Raw genomic sequence first — 16,231 nt, forward strand, 5'->3', positions numbered from 1 at the left:
GGCTCATAACCCGAAGGTCGTAGGTTCAAATCCTGCCCCCGCAACCAAAGGTCCCGTGGTGTAGCGGTTAACATGCCTGCCTGTCACGCAGGAGATCGCGGGTTCGATTCCCGTCGGGACCGCCATTTATAACATGTAGTATTGATTCGAAACAGACAGAGTTGTTTCGTTTTTTTATTTATAGAGCACAAATTTATCCTTAGGAATAGCATCCTAAGGTCTTTTTTTTGTACAATGAAACTTAGGGCATCCTATAAGGGTATCTAAAACTTTATTAAAGCGAGGATCAATGATGAATAATATTGGAGAAGAAGTTTTCCATATCACTACTGAAACACCCGAGCAAACAATGAAGCTTGCTGAGAATCTTGCTCATTATCTTCAAGAGGGAAACTTAATTTTACTTGAAGGAGATCTTGGGGCTGGAAAAACGACTTTCACAAAGGGACTAGCAAAAGGGCTTGGCGTTACTCGCAACGTGAACAGCCCAACGTTTACAATCATTAAAGAGTATCAAGGAGAGAAGCTCCCTTTGTATCATATGGATGTTTATCGCCTAGGAGAAAGTATGGAAGACTTAGGATTTGATGAATATTTTGACGGCAATGGTGTAACTGTTGTAGAATGGGCTCATTTAATTGAAGATCAGCTTCCTCTTTCGCGTCTAGAGATAGAATTGTATCATAGAGAAGGAGATAAGCGAGAGATATGTTTAAAAGCTAAAGGATCCCAATATATTGATCTCTGTAAGGAGTTTATAAAAGATGAAAACATTAGCAATTGATACGTCAACAGATACGCTTGGAGTAGCCCTTGTTGATGAAGATAAAGTGATTGGTGAAATCATTACAAATGTAAAGAAAAATCATTCTGTACGAGCAATGCCAGCAGTAGAAACACTTTTAAAAGATTGTGGGATGAAACCTAAAGATTTAGAAAGGATTGTAGTAGCAAAGGGACCTGGTTCTTACACAGGCGTGAGAATAGGAGTTACAATTGCAAAAACTCTTTCATGGTCTTTGAATATTCCTCTTGTTGGAGTTTCGAGCCTTGAAGTTCTTGCTGCAAATGGTCGTTTCTTTGATGGCTATATTTCCCCACTTTTTGATGCAAGACGTCAACAAGTTTACACAGGGTTATACAAATATGAAGATAAACTTGTGGAAGCAAGAGCAGATGTGAACATTTTAAATGAAGCATGGGCAACTCAACTAAAAGAATTAGATCAAAAGGTTCTTTTTATAGGAAACGATGTTCCTCTACATCGTGAGGTTCTTACACATATCCTAGGAGAGAAGGCTTATTTTAGTGAAATTGTAACCCATAACCCTCGTCCAAGTGAACTTGCTTTAATCGGAATGAACAAACAACCTGAAGAAGCTCATAGTCTTGTGCCAAACTACATTCGTTTAGCAGAGGCTGAAGCAAATTGGTTAGCTTCCCAAAATAAAATGAGCGAACGTTAAATGGACGTACATATTCGCTTAGCTTCTGTAGAAGATGTAAAAGCTCTTCACGAGATTGAGCTACATTCTTTCACTCTTCCATGGAGTGAAGAAGCTCTTTATAATGAATTATCTAAGAATAGCTTTGCTCATTATACGATTATTGAATACGAGGGAGAAATTGTTGGCTATTGTGGAGTGTGGATTATTGTAGATGAAGCACACATAACAAATATCGCAATTTTACCGGAATATAGAGGAAAAGGTCTAGGGGAAAAGCTTCTTCGGGCGGTTATGCAACTTGCGCGTCAGTCAGGTGCATTGACAATGACCCTTGAAGTTCGGTTATCAAACGAGCCTGCTCGTTTCTTATATGAGAAGCTAGGTTTTGAACCTGGTGGAGTTCGAAAAAATTATTATGCAGACAATCAAGAGGATGCATTAGTAATGTGGGTGAAACTATGAAAAAAGAATTGATTTTAGCAATTGAAACAAGCTGTGATGAGACGGCTGTAGCCATTATTCAAGATGGAAAAGAAATTATCGCTAACGTTGTGGCATCTCAAATTGAGAGTCATAAAAGATTTGGCGGAGTGGTCCCTGAGGTAGCCTCACGTCATCATGTAGAACAAATGACCATTGTGATAGAAGAAGCTCTTCAACAAGCAAAGCTGACAATGGACGATATCGATGCTGTAGCAGTGACAGAAGGACCTGGACTTGTCGGTGCACTCCTTATTGGAGTTAATGCAGCCAAAGCACTTGCTTTTGCTCATAATAAGCCATTGATTGGTGTCCATCATATTGCAGGACACATTTATGCAAACCGTCTTGTGAAGGAAATGCAATTTCCTCTTCTTGCTCTTGTTGTTTCAGGAGGACATACCGAACTTGTTTATATGGAGGACCATATTACATTTGAAGTAATTGGAGAAACAAGAGATGATGCAGTTGGAGAAGCTTATGATAAGGTTGCGAGAACAATAGGTTTGCCATATCCAGGTGGCCCTCATATTGATCGCCTAGCACATGAAGGAGAGCCAACATTAGATCTTCCGAGAGCGTGGCTTGAAAAAGATTCATTTGATTTTAGCTTCAGTGGCTTAAAGTCGGCAGTTATCAACACTCTTCACAATGCAAAACAGCGAGGAGAAGAGATTAAACCGGAAGACTTAGCTGCAAGTTTCCAAGAGAGTGTTATTGAGGTTCTTGTAGGGAAGACACTTAAAGCAGCTGAAAAATACAACGTAAAGCAAGTATTGTTAGCAGGAGGAGTAGCTGCAAATAGAGGGCTTAGAGAAGAACTCCAAAAAACATTTGAGCCTTTTGATAAACAGCTGGAACTCATTATTCCACCACTTCCCCTTTGTACAGACAATGCAGCAATGATTGGTGCTGCCGCAAGCGAGCTTTACAAAAGTGGAAAAAGAGCTGCAATGGACTTAAATGCAAACCCTGGGTTAATGCTATAATTCTATCCACAGTGTTATCCAGAGTTTGTGAATATTGTAAGGTTCCTTTTTTCATTCCCTGTGAGTTTGTGAATAAAAACTGTGGATAGAATGGTTATCCACAACAAAAAAGCTCGTACATTTGTACGAGCTTTTTTTAGTCTTCAATTTGAAGTTGAAGTTCTTCCCATTCTTCCATAAGAGAGAGGAGCTCTTCATTAAGCTTGTTATTTTCTTCTGTTAAAGCATAAGCTTTTTCATGATCTTCATAAACTTTTGGTTGAAGAAGTAAATTTTCGTTTTCAGCAATTTTCTCTTCTGCTTGTGAGATGGAAGCTTCAATTTCTTCAATGCGGCGTTTATATTGACGAAGCTTCTTTTTAGCTTCTTTCTCTTGTTCATATGTTAACCTATCATTTTTTATAGGTGCTTCTACACTTTTTTGATTTTCTGAAGCTTCCATTTCTTTTAGTTCTAGTTCTTCAGCTTTCTTCTCTAAATAATAGTCGTAGTCTCCTAAAAATTCTTGAACATTAACACGTGAAAGTTCAAGCACTTTTGTAGCAATACGATTAATAAAATAACGGTCATGGGAAACAAATAAAATGGTTCCTGGATAATCAACAAGCGCATTTTCAAGAACTTGTTTACTATCTAAATCAAGGTGGTTTGTTGGCTCGTCAAGAATAAGGAAATTGGCTTTTTTCATCATTAGTTTTGCAAGAGCAAGACGGGCTTTTTGGCCTCCACTAAGCGTGTTAACAGGCTTTAATACGTCATCCCCGCTAAATAGAAAACTTCCAAGGAGCGTGCGGATTTCTTTTTCAGGTGTTGATGGATAGTCATCCCAGAGCTCATTAATAACGGTTTTGGAAGAAGTTAATGTTGCTTGTTCTTGGTCATAATAACCAACACTGACATTTGAACCAAACATTGTATTTCCATTTAAAAGAGGGAGACGATTGACAATGCTTTTTAAAAGAGTTGATTTTCCAATTCCGTTTGGACCAACAAGAGCCACACTTTCGCCACGTGTAATTCGAATATTTAAGTTATCCACAAGTGGATAACTTTTTTCATATCCAATTGCTCCATCTTTAAGCTGAAATACTTCATTTCCACTTTGTTTATCAATAGAGAAAGAAAATGAAGCCGATTTTTCGTCGCCTGATGGTCTATCTATCTTTTCCATCCGTTGCAGCTGCTTTTGTCTGCTTTGCGCTCTTTTCGTTGTGGAAGCTCTAGCAATATTGCGTTGAACAAAGTCTTGAAGTTTTTCAATTTCGTCCTGCTGTTTCTCGTATTGCTTTATCTCTTGATCATATTGTTCTCTTTTTTGAATGAGATAGGAAGAATAGTTTCCAACATAGCGCTTAATTTGCCGACGTGAAATTTCGTAAACGCGATTGACTACTTTATCAAGAAAATAGCGGTCGTGTGAAACAATTAAAATGGCGCCTGCATATCCTTGTAAAAATTGCTCAAGCCATGAAAGTGTTTCAATATCAAGATGGTTTGTTGGTTCATCAAGTATGAGTAAATCTGGTTTTGTTAACAATAATTTTGCAAGTGAAAGGCGTGTTTTTTGTCCTCCACTAAGCGTTGAGATAGGTATAGAGTGATCTTTAAAGCGAAATCCATGTAAAATAGAACGAGTTTCTGCTTCATACTGATATCCACCTTTATCTTTAAAAGCTGCTTGAAGCATGTCGTACTCTTGAAGGAGCTTTTCATATTTGGTAGAATCGTTTAAAAAGGTAGGATCACCCATTTTTTCTTCTAGTGAACGGATTTTCTTTTCCATTTCTTTTAGCGGTGAGAATACTGTCATCATTTCATCCCAAATGCTCAAGTCTGATTCAAGCATTGTATCCTGGCCCATATAGCCAAGTTCTACATCTTTTGGTTTTATAATTTCCCCACCGTCATAGGAGATTGCACCTGAAATAATTTTAAGCAGAGTGGATTTTCCAGCTCCATTTCGACCAACCAGGCCAATTCGGTCGTTTGATTGTACTTCCATTTTAATATTCGATAAAATAATATCAGCGCCAAAATACTTCGTGATATTATTTAGTTGTAATAAAATCATTTTTTCACCTCAGTTAATCCTTTACAATAAAGGGGGGAAGAGCTCAGGCAGCTATTCTAGAGCTTTCCTTAGTTAAATAATTCACATTATGTTGAAAAAAGGCTGCTATAGGTATTCTACCATACCTATAAAGGAGAGTTAAAAAGGAACATTCGTATAGGTAGAAAGTGCAAAGACAGATGACTAAAAATAGTGTATAGTCAAACATAAGGAGGAACTAAAGTGGGGTTTACTCATTTTAACGAACAAGGTCGCGCTAATATGGTCGACATCTCAGAGAAAGCTGAAACAACAAGAGTTGCAACAGCTGCTTCAAGCATTGAAGTAAACAAAGAAACATACGATAAGATTACATCACAAGAAATTGGAAAAGGTGATGTATTAGCTGTTTCTCAAATAGCAGGCATCATGGCGGCCAAAAAAACGTCTGATCTTATTCCAATGTGCCATCCTTTATTTATAAAAGGAGTAAATATTGAATTTAATTGGGCTGAAAAAGAAGGAAAATATCGCTTGCTTATTGAAGCTACTGTAAAGACAAAGGGGAGTACAGGAGTAGAAATGGAAGCGCTAACGGCAGCGTCCGTATGTGCTTTGACCGCTTACGATATGTGCAAAGCCATCGATAAAGGAATGGTTATTGGTCCAACGTATTTGCTTACAAAAACAGGTGGGAAAAGTGGAGATTTTACAAGGGAACAAGGGTTAACAGATTGGGGGGTATAGTGTGAGTACAGAACAATTAAAAATACCGCAGGCAACAGCCAAACGCTTGCCTTTATACTATCGTTTTCTTAAGAATTTACATTCCTCAGGAAAACAGCGAGTATCGTCAGCAGAGCTAAGCGAAGCGGTCAAAGTAGATTCAGCAACAATTCGTCGTGACTTCTCTTATTTTGGAGCTTTAGGAAAAAAGGGATATGGTTATAACGTAAACTATTTACTTACATTTTTTAGAAAAACGCTAGACCAAGATGAATTAACAAAGATTGCGCTAATTGGTGTTGGTAATCTTGGAACAGCATTATTGAACTATAATTTCATTAAAAATAATAATACAAAAATTGAAATGGCTTTTGATGTTGATGAAAGTCGAGTAGGCCAGAAAATTAGTAATGTGCCTATTTATCATCTTAATGATTTAGAAGAAAAGCTAGGTAACGATATAAGCGTTGTTATTTTAACAGTACCTGCAACAGCTGCTCAAGGTATAACAGACAGATTAGAGCATACTAGTGTAAAAGGGATATTAAATTTTACACCAGCGCGCATCAATGTGCCAGATTCAATTCGTATTCATCATATTGATTTAGCTGTTGAGCTTCAAGCGCTCATTTATTTTTTACGCAACTATCCAACAGAGTTAGTCAACTGAGGGAACGTGTAACACATTCCATTTAGAGGAGGTGGGAGAAGATGCTTAGCACGGGAAGTATTATTCTCATTGTCTTTGCAGCTCTCTTAATATTCGGTCCTAAAAAACTGCCTGAGTTAGGAAAGGCAGTTGGAAAAACACTGCGTGAATTTAAGCAAGGTGCACAAGGAATTGCAGATGATGAAGGGAAAGAAAAAGCAAAAGCGGATCATACTGATGTTAAATAATGCAAGGGTGAAGCGATATGAATGAACAAAACATGTCGATTTATGAGCATATTGGAGAGCTTAGGAGAAGAGTTTTAATTGTTGCAGCCGTTTTTTTAGGTGCAACAATAGCAGGCTTTTTTCTTGCCGACAGTCTTATTGTCTATTTACAAGGTGCAGATGAAGTGAAAGACCTTGAGATGAATACATTTCGTCTGACAGATCCAGTGAAGATTTATATGCAGTTTGCCTTTATTATTGGATGTGTTCTTTCTTCACCTGTGATTCTTTATCATGTATGGGCATTTGTAAGTCCTGGATTACTTGAAAAAGAAAGAAAAGTAACATTAAGCTATATACCATTCTCGGTGCTATTGTTCTTAGCGGGGGTATCATTTTCTTATTTTGTTCTCTTTCCATTTGTCGTTAAGTTTATGACAAGCTTAACAGAGCGTTTAGACGTAAATCAAGTGATTGGAATTAATGAGTACTTTGAATTTCTTTTTCAATTTACATTACCATTTGGGATTTTGTTTCAAATGCCTGTTGTTGTCATGTTTCTCACTCGTTTAGGCATTATCACACCAATGACATTAGTGAGCATCCGCAAGTATGCATATTTTGTATTGCTCGTCATCGCAGCGATTATTACACCTCCAGAGCTTTTGTCTCATCTAATGGTGACGTTACCGTTGCTAGTTCTATATGAAATCAGTATTGGAATCTCTTATTTTTCTTACAAAAAGAGTATGAAAGTGCAAGAAGAAGAGGAAAAATCCCATGTACAATAGAATATAAAATAAAGACAGCCTTTCATAGCTAAAGCTTGTGAAAGGCTGTCTTTATCTTCTACTGTTTCTTTTTCATCTTTTTGATACGAAAATGAAGGATAAACGCTCTAATGGCAACCCCAATTTCTAGCGTTGCAAAAATGGTAAATACAATCGTCATAAAGTTAAAGACTGTTTCATGCGCATTTCGAATCGCAAGAAACGTAAAGATAAGTCCTAAAAATCCATACATAATTCCCAAGTTGAGGGGAGTAGTTCTCATAGCTGAAAGCCTCCGAAAATTTGTTGAAGTTTCTCCTGTTGGTCGATGTATTTTTCAATATCGTCTTTAAAAACGTACTGCATCATCACAACGAATGTATTCATTGAAACATGTGCGAAGATGGGAACAAGAATAGACGATGTTTTAACATAGAGAAAAGCAAATGTTAGTCCCATCGACATATAAACGAGAAGGTGTGAAAAATCTTGATGAACAAGAGCAAAGATAAAGGAACTAATAATTGCTGCGATAAAGAAGTTAGATCGCTCGTAAAGCGAACCAAAAATGATTTTACGAAATACTACTTCTTCTAAAATAGGACCTATTATAGAGACAACAGCAATTAGTAACGGAACAACCTCTACTAAGCTCATAATATTCTGGGTATTTTCTGATTCAGGGTTCACGCCAAATACTTTCGTTTCGATATTAGATGCAATTCCTTGCGCTAAAAGTGCCATAAAAACGCCTAGAATTGCCCAAGATATAATTTTAGACCAGTTGTATTTTTTACGCATGTTCATATCTGGTCTTAATAAGAGAAGCGTAATGATTAAAGCAAGGATAAAGCTAATGATTGTCCAATAAATGTTTGCCGTGACAAGCTCAGATCTTGTAGAAAATACATTCATCTTTACTAGGGCATACAAAACTGGATATACAGAAAGCTGCATTAATACGTACGTCAAAATGACATACCAGTAACGTTTAGTCAAGAAATGAAAACCCCTTTATAATATATTTGAAGGTAAAACTTATGTACATTGCAAAACAATTCACCTTAGCTATTGTAACATATGATCGAAATGAGCTAATACTAAACGCAATCAGCGGTTTATCTATTTTACGCTCCACAGTGAACAGAAATACATAGAATATCTTGTCATGTGCGCTTGAAGTCCTCTATAAAAAGAAAACCCTTACTAAAATTTTCGGACTGAGCAAAAGTGTTTTAAATTTTTAATACTTTTTACTTGCAAAAGATACCCAATTTATTTAATATAATAATTGTGTTAGCACTCATAGAGGTTGAGTGCTAATAAATAAAACTTACACATTATTGAGGAGGTTGTTTTACTTGTTAAAGCCATTAGGTGATCGCGTAATAGTTGAACTTGTAGAAGCTGAGGAAAAAACATCAAGTGGTATCGTATTACCAGATACTGCAAAAGAAAAGCCACAGGAAGGTAAAGTGGTAGCTGTTGGTACAGGCCGAGTATTAGAGAGCGGTGAGCGTGTAGCGCTTGAAGTTTCTGAGAGCGATCGTATCATCTTCTCAAAATATGCAGGTACTGAAGTTAAATATGAAGGAACAGAATACTTAATCTTGCGTGAAAGCGACATTTTAGCTGTTATCGGCTAAGCACGTAATTTACTTTTAAATATCATAACGTACAATACATGAATAAATACTAGGAGGTTTTTAACATGGCGAAAGATATTAAATTTAGCGAAGACGCACGTCGCTCAATGCTACGTGGTGTGGATGTTCTTGCAGACGCAGTAAAAGTAACGCTTGGACCAAAAGGACGTAACGTTGTTCTTGAGAAAAAATTTGGTTCTCCACTAATCACAAACGACGGTGTAACAATTGCAAAAGAAATCGAACTTGAAGATGCATTCGAAAACATGGGTGCAAAACTTGTTGCTGAAGTAGCAAGCAAAACAAATGACATTGCTGGGGACGGAACAACTACAGCAACTGTTTTAGCTCAAGCAATGATTCGTGAAGGCCTTAAAAACGTAACATCTGGTGCTAATCCAGTTGGCGTACGTAAAGGGATCGAAAAAGCAGTTGCAACAGCTGTTGCTGAACTTAAAGGCATTTCTAAACAAATTGAAGGCAAAGAGTCTATCGCTCAAGTAGCGGCAATCTCTGCAGCTGACGAAGAAGTTGGTCAACTAATTGCTGAAGCAATGGAGCGTGTTGGTAACGACGGCGTTATCACAATTGAAGAGTCTAAAGGATTCTCAACAGAGCTTGAAGTTGTAGAAGGTATGCAATTTGACCGTGGATATGCTTCTCCATATATGGTAACAGACCAAGATAAAATGGAAGCAGTTCTTGAAGATCCATATCTTTTAATCACAGATAAAAAGATTACAAACATTCAAGAAATTCTTCCAGTACTAGAGCAAGTAGTACAACAAGGTAAACCACTACTATTAATCGCTGAAGATGTTGAAGGGGAAGCTCTTGCAACACTAGTAGTGAACAAACTTCGCGGTACATTCAACGCTGTAGCTGTTAAAGCACCAGGATTTGGCGACCGTCGTAAAGCAATGCTTGAAGACATCGCTACTTTAACTGGCGCAGAAGTTATCACTGAAGATCTTGGTTTAGATCTTAAATCTGCAAACATTACTCAACTAGGCCGCGCGTCTAAAGTTGTTGTAACAAAAGACAACACAACAGTTGTTGAAGGTTCTGGAGATTCTCAACAAATCGCAGCTCGCGTAAGCCAAATCCGTGCTCAATTAGAAGAAACTACTTCTGAATTTGACCGTGAAAAATTACAAGAGCGTCTTGCTAAACTAGCTGGCGGCGTTGCCGTTGTTAAAGTTGGTGCAGCAACTGAAACAGAACTTAAAGAGCGCAAACTTCGCATCGAAGATGCCCTAAACTCTACTCGTGCAGCAGTAGAAGAAGGAATTGTTGCTGGTGGTGGTACAGCTCTAGTTAACGTATATAACAAAGTAGCTGCTCTAAGTGAAGAAGGCGACGTTCAAACAGGTATCAACATCGTTCTTCGTGCGCTAGAAGAGCCAGTACGTCAAATCGCACACAACGCTGGTCTTGAAGGATCAATCATCGTTGAGCGTCTTAAAAAAGAAGACGTTGGCACTGGTTACAATGCAGCAACTGGCGAGTGGGTAAACATGGTTGAAGCTGGTATCGTTGACCCAACAAAAGTAACTCGTTCAGCTCTTCAAAACGCAGCATCTGTAGCAGCTATGTTCTTAACAACTGAAGCTGTTGTAGCTGACAAACCAGAAGAAAACGCTGGCGGCGGAATGCCTGACATGAGCGGTATGGGTGGAATGGGCGGCATGATGTAATTCATGCTCTCTACTCCTTAACAGGAACAGCTTATAAAAGCTATCTCTGTGAGAGAAGGTCTCTCATCAGTTTACAAAACTGGTGGGAGGCCTTTTCTTTTTTAGGATGGTTTCTAACATAAAACAATTATTCTATAGGGAGTTGTTTGAGCTGGAATGCTTTTAGTTGAAGCTCCGTAAATAACAATTAGATCTCGGTTTACAGGTATTCTTGAAAAAAATTGTCCGTTTGTTAATAGTATTTGAGTATAGGGTGCTATATTTATTTGTAATTGTCCATCACTACTCACTAACTGGCTATTAAAGTAATCTACTTTCACATTTCGACTTGTACTCTCTTTTACAATAACGAGTGCCTGGTATTGTGGGGGATAAATAAGAGGAACAGGGGCATCTCCGTCATAATATCCCGTTATATAATCTCCTACTGATACTGCAACATGATCTACAAAGTAAGTTGAAGGTCCTGCTACAAAATTTACGACTGCTCCTAATTCATTTTCTACGGAAATTAACTTGTAACACCCTGCATTGCCCTCATTCTCTCCTACATTCAAATCTGTAATCATCTTAATGACTCCATTAAAAAAATAAAAATTTGTCATCTCTATTCCTCCATTACTACACGAATGAACCGGTTATTTTCTGATGTACCATATGCAAACTTATGTCTACATGACACTTATAAAGAAAATGGTGGGGATGGATAAAACGCTAAAAAGGCTATTTGATCCACAAAATTTGCAACAATAATTATGATATGTAGGTAAAGGCCCATTTCTTAGCGAACAAGTTGATAGGCAAACAACTAAAGAATATGATGCAATAAGATTTGAAAATAAAGGAGTTTAATATTATGTATCCTTATCATAAAAACGTTGATTATGGCTATTTAAATCATCAACAAATACCTTCTCATTTAGACCACACAGGCTTTGATGCAAGACAATTCAGTGGGTTTTTTCCTTCTCCACCACCTACATCCCCGCCACTGGGACCACCTGGACCTCCTAGCCAAGGCCCAACTTCTGGCCCACCAACTGCTCCACCACCAACTTTTGTTCCTCAACAACAAGTAGAAACATTTGCGGTTGATCCAGGTGGGATTGCAAGATGTTTATTCAACTATACGTATGTATGGTTAAGAGGAGCTGAACAGTTCTGGTTCTACCCAATATTTGTTGGTCGAACTTCTGTTGCAGGATATCGCTGGACTGGATTTGGATGGGTTTATTTCGGAATTGACCTGCGTCAAATTCAATCGTTTACTTGCTTTTAAACAGATATGGTCTACTATGATTTGATAAAGGTTTGTTAATGATAACAGAAGAAAGATGTTGATATAAAAAAGTTGCTCTAAGGAGAATTAACCTTTTGAGCAGCTTTTTTATTGTGATAAATTGAGAGTAATAAGGGGGATTACTCATGAACTTTATACACGATCTCACTGCAGAGTCTAAAGTTGCTACAGGTTTAATAATTGCTGAAAAACTGTTTTACATAATAAAATCCAAGGAGCCTGGATATCAAACAGGCAGAGAGGCTCTTGATGACTGTTGGAAATGGCTTGCAGGGGAAAATGTAACTGGAGATTATCTTTATAACTACATAGATAGTGGGGATTACATTGATATAACTGAATTTGCCAACGATGAAGAAGATAGATTAAAACAACACGCATGGTATGCCGTTTTAGATGGAGTTTCCTATACAATTTATCAAGCATATCAAAATGAAAACGTAAAAATTGTTCCTCAAGCAATGGAAAGTATTAATGACGATACATTGAAAACGTTAGGAGAAAATGCAATGGAATCAGGTTTATTTAATTTTGAAAGTATTAATAATATCAAAACATATATATTAGAAAGTTATTCTTCAGGCTCAAAATTTAAAAGACCGACTTCTTTAACATTAAAGCTGTTATAGGTAATAAATGTTGATAGCAGTCGATGCCCTGTATATATAGGTTTAGTAGTAGTAAGATAGAAAGAAATAATCACATCTTACTAGCAAATAAAAGTCTGTTCAAAAGCTTAATTAACTTTTGAACAGGCTTTTTTATTGATCTTTCTAATATTGTTCTAATAAAAAGTCTTCCTATATTACTCACTTTATTTAAGTTATTAAACAAGAGTATAAAAAGATGGAATAAATTTATAAATATTCAATTTACAAGCAATACCTCAAACCTATATAATAAAAACCAACTAATATCACAAAAAACCACAAAATATCAACAAACTATTAACAATGTATTAATAGTCACTTTACAATCATTTTTTATAATTTGAGTAGAAAGCAAAGGAGAATGAATGATGTCTTTATTAGCTGAAGAAAGAAAGAAGAGAATTATAGAGATAGTGAATAATGAAGGACAAGTGAAGGTAAATGGTCTTGCAAAGATTTTTAACGTATCAACAGAAACTATTCGTCGTCATTTAGAAGAATTAGAAAGTGAACAAAAAATTAAAAAAGTTCACGGCGGGGCAGTAAGAATTGAAGAGGATTCTAATGAGTTGTCTATGTTTAAGAGAAGAATCCTCCATATTGATCAAAAAATCATCATTGGTCTAAAAGCTGCATCTTTTGTGGAAGATGGAGAAGTTATTTTTATTGATGAAGGAAGTACGACGTTACAAATGGCTTCTTCTATCAAACGAAAGAAAGATGTGACAGTTATTACAAACTCTTTTCCTTTCGCAGCTAAGTTAATGGAATATGAAGAGGATGAACATCCGTTTAAAGGAGAAATGATTTTCCTTGGGGGGCATGTAAAAGGTGATCATTTTCGTACTTCTGGTTCTTTAGCAGAGAGAATGGCTAATGAGCTTTTTGTAGATAAAGCCTTTATTTCTATTGATGGACTTGATCATCATGCAGGTATCACAAGTTATGATTTAGACAAATGTATGCTTTCTAATATCTTTATGGCTAATGCTAAGCAAACTTATATCTTAAGTGATTCCTCAAAGATTGGTAATATTGCTAATTACAAAATACAAGATCTAAGTGAAGTGGACTATATTATTACGAATGTACCGCATGTTAAGGATTTTGGAATAGATGATTCTAAGTGGATTCAAGCTGATTAGGAGACTAGGATTGAGAGCACTTCAGCTCAATTACCTCCTAAGGCATCTATAAATATTTGCGTTTAACTTTAAAGGTGGAGGTGAGTTGTTTGCTAAAGCTAGAGCAAATTAGTAAACAGTATGATAACAAGGTAGTGCTTGATAACATTAGTTTGGAAATTAATAAAGGTGAAATTGTTTCGTTACTTGGACAAAGTGGAAGCGGGAAAACAACGCTATTAAATATTATTTTAGGTCTCACAAAAATGGATAAAGGGAGAATCATTTTTGACAATGAAGATTTAACGAATGTAAAGATGAAAGATCGAGGATTTAATATTGTATTTCAAGATTATGCCCTTTTTCCCCATTTAAATGCCTATGAGAACATTGTATATGGGCTGAAGAATAAACGAGGGTTAGTGACTGAAGAAGAATTAAAAGAGTATATCAATTTCCTTGAGCTAAAGCCTCATCTGAATAAAAAAATTAGTGAATTATCTGGAGGTCAAAAACAGAGAGTGGCACTAGCTAGAACTTTAGTGATGAAGCCAAAACTTCTTCTCCTTGATGAACCATTAAGTGCCCTTGATGGGGTTATTAAGGAATCAATTAAAGAAAGAATTAAATCAATTGCAAAGGAATTTCAGCTTACAACTATTATTGTAACCCACGATCCAGAAGAAGCATTAACTTTGTCTGATAAGATTCTTATTATTAATCAAGGGAATATCTCTCAATTTGGGACACCCCATGAAATTATTCACCAACCGAAGAATGAATTTGTGAAAGGATTTATATTAAAACAATTACAGATTAAAAGACAAAATATCTTTCATTTATTTGGTGAGCAATATGCTTAATGTACGTACAGAAATGAGAGTGATATATGGGATAATCTTAATGATTTTCTTCTTGTTCTTGGTATTACCGCTTGGGATACTTGTTGTACGTTCCTTCGAAGGCAGTCAAGGGTTTGACATATATAATTACATAAACATTCTATCTAATAGTGAACTAATGACAGCTTTTGCAAACAGTATCAAGATTTCTAGTATTACCGCAGCTATTACAACTATTCTTGCTTTCTTAATAGCGTACGCGTTTCATTTTACTAATATCTTTAAGCCTTTAAAAAGTGCCTTAAAAATAGGAATTTTAATTCCAATGTTGCTGCCAACCATTACATATGGGTTCGCCATTATGTACTCTTTTGGTAATCAAGGTCTTATTACACAAATATTAGGAGAACCATTATTTAATATCTATGGATTTAATGGTTTGCTGTTAGGATACGTTATTTACACATTGCCTTCAGCATATCTCTTAATTAATAACTCATTTTCGTATATCGATAAGAAGTTTATGATTGTTAGTACATTAATGATGGATAGTTCAGTAAGAAGTTTTTACAATACGATTTTAAGACCAATGCTTGGTACACTAGGAGGCGCATTTGTTCTTTCCTTTATTCTAAGTTTTACAGATTACGGAATTCCAGCTTCCCTTGGAGGAACATATTCTGTTGTAGCGACTCACTTATATCAAGTTATGTTAGGAACGATACCAAACTTTAGTGATGGGGCAGTTATTGCTGTATTTATGCTTTTACCAGCATTATTCGCTATTATTTTGCTCAAGTACTTAGAGCGTTTCAATTTTCACTATGATAAATTTACTTCTATTGATATTATTCAAAATCGAGTTCGAGATTGTGTTCTAGGAATCATATCTATTGGGGGAGTAGTTGGGATGTTTTCTATCTTTCTCGTCATGTTTATTGCACCATTTTTAACGAACTTTCCTTACAATTTAACATTTACCTTTCAGCATTTTGTTAATGTATTTACAACGAGTGGTTTAAGCATGGTTTATAAAAATTCCGTCATTGTGGCCATTTTTACAACGGTTATAGGAATTGTAATTGCCTATTGCTCAGCTATTTTAAATACGAGAACAAGCTTAAAAGGAAGAGGGACCTTTGATCTTGTATCCATGGTTACAAATACACTACCTGGTATGGTACTTGGTCTTTCTTATCTCTTATTATTCAATGAAAGTACCCTAAAAGGAACTTTTATTATCGTAATATTCTGTAATATTGTTCACTATTTTACGACACCTTATTTAATGGCAAAAAACTCTCTGTCTAAAATGAATCCTACATGGGAGACAACAGGTGGTTTGCTTGGTGATAGCTGGTTTAAAACGATTTATCGTGTTATTCTGCCGAACTCGGCTTCCACTGTTACCGAGATGTTCAGCTACTATTTTATTAATTCTATGGTAACTGTAAGTGGAATTATTTTTCTAGTATCTGCACAAACCTCTCTTGTATCAAGTGAAATTAAGGAACTCCAGCACTTTGCTAAGTTCAACGAGATTTTCGTACTATCTTTACTCATATTTTGTACAAACATTGTAGTTAAACTCATTTGTGATTTTATCCAGAAGAGGCAATTTCAAAAAACTTAA

At 36.2% G+C, this 16,231-nt stretch carries 19 protein-coding genes and 1 tRNA gene; 16 read left to right on the top strand and 4 right to left on the bottom strand.

Annotated elements, in window-relative coordinates:
• The first annotated feature begins 49 nt into the window (after nucleotides 1-49).
• From ACK3CR_RS16620 to tsaD, 5 genes are all read left to right on the top strand, one after another.
• Nucleotides 50-125: transfer RNA gene (locus tag ACK3CR_RS16620), tRNA-Asp, on the top strand.
• Between the two features lie 167 nt (nucleotides 126-292).
• On the top strand, nucleotides 293-784 hold the full coding sequence (gene tsaE, locus ACK3CR_RS16625) for a tRNA (adenosine(37)-N6)-threonylcarbamoyltransferase complex ATPase subunit type 1 TsaE (RefSeq protein WP_328123609.1): 492 nt from the start codon (nucleotides 293-295) through the stop codon (nucleotides 782-784).
• Nucleotides 765-1,466, top strand: a complete 702-nt coding sequence (tsaB, locus tag ACK3CR_RS16630; protein WP_243515667.1) for a tRNA (adenosine(37)-N6)-threonylcarbamoyltransferase complex dimerization subunit type 1 TsaB — start codon at nucleotides 765-767, stop codon at nucleotides 1,464-1,466. The genes tsaE and tsaB overlap by 20 nt, the downstream gene beginning before the upstream one ends.
• Nucleotides 1,467-1,910, top strand: coding sequence for a ribosomal protein S18-alanine N-acetyltransferase (gene rimI / locus ACK3CR_RS16635; protein WP_243515665.1), 444 nt, complete (start codon nucleotides 1,467-1,469; stop codon nucleotides 1,908-1,910).
• Nucleotides 1,907-2,917: a tRNA (adenosine(37)-N6)-threonylcarbamoyltransferase complex transferase subunit TsaD gene (tsaD, locus tag ACK3CR_RS16640; RefSeq protein ID WP_328123596.1), complete on the top strand. Its 1,011-nt coding sequence runs from the start codon at nucleotides 1,907-1,909 to the stop codon at nucleotides 2,915-2,917. The genes rimI and tsaD overlap by 4 nt, the downstream gene beginning before the upstream one ends.
• 136 nt (nucleotides 2,918-3,053) lie before the next feature.
• On the opposite strand, the gene ACK3CR_RS16645 is transcribed toward tsaD, so the two are convergent.
• The gene (locus tag ACK3CR_RS16645) at nucleotides 3,054-4,988 is read right to left on the bottom strand and encodes an ABC-F family ATP-binding cassette domain-containing protein (protein WP_430240020.1); all 1,935 of its coding nucleotides are present in this window, start codon (nucleotides 4,986-4,988) and stop codon (nucleotides 3,054-3,056) included.
• Nucleotides 4,989-5,210: 222 nt separating this feature from the next.
• Between ACK3CR_RS16645 and moaC the strand changes: the two genes are divergently transcribed.
• From moaC to tatC, 4 genes are read left to right on the top strand one after another with little or no spacing between them, the layout of a single operon-like run.
• Nucleotides 5,211-5,714 carry a cyclic pyranopterin monophosphate synthase MoaC gene (moaC, locus tag ACK3CR_RS16650; protein WP_019390676.1) on the top strand — a complete coding sequence of 168 codons (504 nt, stop codon included), beginning with the start codon at nucleotides 5,211-5,213 and terminating at the stop codon, nucleotides 5,712-5,714.
• A 1-nt stretch (nucleotide 5,715) separates the two neighbouring features.
• Complete coding sequence (locus ACK3CR_RS16655) at nucleotides 5,716-6,363, top strand: redox-sensing transcriptional repressor Rex (RefSeq protein WP_243515638.1); 648 nt, start codon at nucleotides 5,716-5,718, stop codon at nucleotides 6,361-6,363.
• A 41-nt stretch (nucleotides 6,364-6,404) separates the two neighbouring features.
• Complete coding sequence (locus ACK3CR_RS16660) at nucleotides 6,405-6,590, top strand: twin-arginine translocase TatA/TatE family subunit (RefSeq protein WP_061803972.1); 186 nt, start codon at nucleotides 6,405-6,407, stop codon at nucleotides 6,588-6,590.
• A gap of 17 nt (nucleotides 6,591-6,607) precedes the next feature.
• On the top strand, nucleotides 6,608-7,360 hold the full coding sequence (tatC, locus tag ACK3CR_RS16665; RefSeq protein WP_430240018.1) for a twin-arginine translocase subunit TatC: 753 nt from the start codon (nucleotides 6,608-6,610) through the stop codon (nucleotides 7,358-7,360).
• Nucleotides 7,361-7,418: 58 nt separating this feature from the next.
• Here tatC and ACK3CR_RS16670 read toward each other — a convergent pair whose 3' ends face one another.
• Together ACK3CR_RS16670 and ACK3CR_RS16675 are read right to left on the bottom strand one after the other, a co-directional pair.
• Nucleotides 7,419-7,622, bottom strand: coding sequence for a YdiK family protein (locus ACK3CR_RS16670; protein WP_243515635.1), 204 nt, complete (start codon nucleotides 7,620-7,622; stop codon nucleotides 7,419-7,421).
• Nucleotides 7,619-8,338: a CPBP family intramembrane glutamic endopeptidase gene (locus ACK3CR_RS16675; protein ID WP_243515632.1), complete on the bottom strand. Its 720-nt coding sequence runs from the start codon at nucleotides 8,336-8,338 to the stop codon at nucleotides 7,619-7,621. The genes ACK3CR_RS16670 and ACK3CR_RS16675 overlap by 4 nt, the downstream gene beginning before the upstream one ends.
• 362 nt (nucleotides 8,339-8,700) lie before the next feature.
• On the opposite strand from ACK3CR_RS16675, the gene groES reads away from it, so the two are divergent.
• The gene (gene groES, locus ACK3CR_RS16680) at nucleotides 8,701-8,985 is read left to right on the top strand and encodes a co-chaperone GroES (protein WP_019390669.1); all 285 of its coding nucleotides are present in this window, start codon (nucleotides 8,701-8,703) and stop codon (nucleotides 8,983-8,985) included.
• Nucleotides 8,986-9,050: 65 nt separating this feature from the next.
• Nucleotides 9,051-10,682, top strand: a complete 1,632-nt coding sequence (gene groL / locus ACK3CR_RS16685) for a chaperonin GroEL (RefSeq protein WP_019390668.1) — start codon at nucleotides 9,051-9,053, stop codon at nucleotides 10,680-10,682.
• A 113-nt stretch (nucleotides 10,683-10,795) separates the two neighbouring features.
• On the opposite strand, the gene ACK3CR_RS16690 is transcribed toward groL, so the two are convergent.
• Entirely contained in the window at nucleotides 10,796-11,287 is a 492-nt protein-coding gene (locus ACK3CR_RS16690; protein WP_243515629.1) for a hypothetical protein, read from the bottom strand.
• Between the two features lie 251 nt (nucleotides 11,288-11,538).
• Between ACK3CR_RS16690 and ACK3CR_RS16695 the strand changes: the two genes are divergently transcribed.
• The 5 genes from ACK3CR_RS16695 (at nucleotide 11,539) to ACK3CR_RS16715 (ending at nucleotide 16,231) form a co-directional block, all read left to right on the top strand.
• Nucleotides 11,539-11,961, top strand: a complete 423-nt coding sequence (locus ACK3CR_RS16695; RefSeq protein ID WP_243515627.1) for a hypothetical protein — start codon at nucleotides 11,539-11,541, stop codon at nucleotides 11,959-11,961.
• A 146-nt stretch (nucleotides 11,962-12,107) separates the two neighbouring features.
• Nucleotides 12,108-12,611 (top strand): Imm6 family immunity protein, encoded by a 504-nt coding sequence (locus tag ACK3CR_RS16700; RefSeq protein ID WP_243515625.1) that lies wholly within the window; start codon nucleotides 12,108-12,110, stop codon nucleotides 12,609-12,611.
• A gap of 386 nt (nucleotides 12,612-12,997) precedes the next feature.
• Entirely contained in the window at nucleotides 12,998-13,777 is a 780-nt protein-coding gene (locus ACK3CR_RS16705) for a DeoR/GlpR family DNA-binding transcription regulator (protein ID WP_488975799.1), read from the top strand.
• Between the two features lie 89 nt (nucleotides 13,778-13,866).
• Nucleotides 13,867-14,619, top strand: coding sequence for an ABC transporter ATP-binding protein (locus ACK3CR_RS16710; protein ID WP_243515621.1), 753 nt, complete (start codon nucleotides 13,867-13,869; stop codon nucleotides 14,617-14,619).
• Nucleotides 14,612-16,231, top strand: coding sequence for an ABC transporter permease subunit (locus ACK3CR_RS16715; protein ID WP_488975800.1), 1,620 nt, complete (start codon nucleotides 14,612-14,614; stop codon nucleotides 16,229-16,231). Before ACK3CR_RS16710 ends, ACK3CR_RS16715 begins: the two co-directional genes overlap by 8 nt.

This window comes from Priestia sp. TRM10, from assembly GCF_057808375.1.